Source organism: Stenotrophomonas sp. S39, assembly GCF_016624665.1.
Taxonomy (GTDB): Bacteria; Pseudomonadota; Gammaproteobacteria; order Xanthomonadales; family Xanthomonadaceae; genus Stenotrophomonas.
On record NZ_JACVTT010000198.1, the window covers coordinates 1 to 1,241 of the forward strand.

2 protein-coding genes are annotated in these 1,241 nt (G+C 66.3%); both read right to left on the reverse strand.

Going from position 1 to position 1,241, the window contains the following annotated elements:
• A partial coding sequence (locus IAE41_RS22280) for a flagellar motor protein MotB (protein ID WP_325167021.1) occupies positions 1-322 on the reverse strand: 322 nt, incomplete at its 3' end.
• 1 nt (position 323) lies between these two features.
• The gene (locus IAE41_RS22285; protein WP_079221803.1) at positions 324-1,064 is read right to left on the reverse strand and encodes a flagellar motor protein; all 741 of its coding nucleotides are present in this window, start codon (positions 1,062-1,064) and stop codon (positions 324-326) included.
• Between the last annotated feature and the right edge of the window lie 177 nt (positions 1,065-1,241).

The following is a 1,241-nucleotide window of genomic DNA, read 5'->3' on the forward strand; positions in this document are numbered from 1 at the left end:
ACCCTGCTGCCGGCGATGGCCTCGCAGATGCGCATGCCGGTGCGGACGGGCCGATCCGGGTGCCCGACTTGATGACCGAGGGGCTGTCCCAGCCGCCGCCCTGCACCTGCTTGTTGCCCACCTGCACCGGATTGATGGTGCGCGGTGCGCCACCGAAAGCATCGGTCAGGGCGTCGGCCATGATCCGGTACTTGCCCTCGTTGACCGAGGAAATGGCATACATGACCACGAAGAAGGCGAGCAGCAACGTCATCAGGTCGGCATAGGGAATGGCCCATGCCTCGTGGTTGGCGTGCTCTTCGTGGTGCTTGCGGCGGGCCATGTCAGTGCAGGAAGCCGGTGAGGTTGGTTTCGATGTTGCGCGGGTTTTCGCCCTGGGCGATCGAGATCAGGCCTTCGATGACCATTTCGCGGTCGCGGGTGTTGTGCGCGATCACGCCCTTCAGCTTGGCGGCGATGGGCAGGAACAGCAGGTTGGCCGAGGCGATGCCGTAGATGGTGGCGGTGAACGCGGCGGCGATGCCGTGGCCCAGCTTGCTGGGGTCGGCCAGGTTCTTCATCACCGCGATCAGGCCCAGCACGGCACCGATGATGCCCAGGGTGGGGGCGTAGATGCCCATGGCCTCGAAGACCTTGGCGCCGGCCTGGTCCTGGTGTTCCTGGCTGCTCAGTTCGATTTCCAGCATGTGCCGGATCGATTCGGGCTCCACGCCATCGACCAGCAGCTGCAGGCCCTTGCGCAGGAACGGGTCGCGCTGCGCTTCCACCTGCGACTCCAGGCCCAGCAGGCCCTGGCGGCGGGCGATGTTGCTCCACTCGACGATCTGCTTGATCAGTTCGTGGCGGTCGCTGTGCGGCGGGCGCACGACCCAGCGCACGATCTTGAAGGCGTGCTTGAACACCGCCGGGGCGGTGTGCAGCAGGATCGATGCCACGGTGCCGACGATGACGATAACGAAGGCGGCAGGCGACCACAGCGAAGCCAGGCCGGCGCCCTTCAGGATGCTGCCGCCGACCAGCGAGGCCAGGGCGAGAAAGAGTCCAATGAGGCTGAGTCTATCCATGGGTCCGGTATCGGCTTGTGTGAATGGGACTTGAGACACCGGTAGATCGTGTACAGACGGTAGTCACAGTTTTCGGGTCGCCGGGCATGGCCAGGCGCTACCGCGCAGGGCCATCTCGGGTAGCGGCGGGGCCAGCCCCGCGGGGGGGGGGGGCCGGGGGGGGGAAAACCCCCAGGG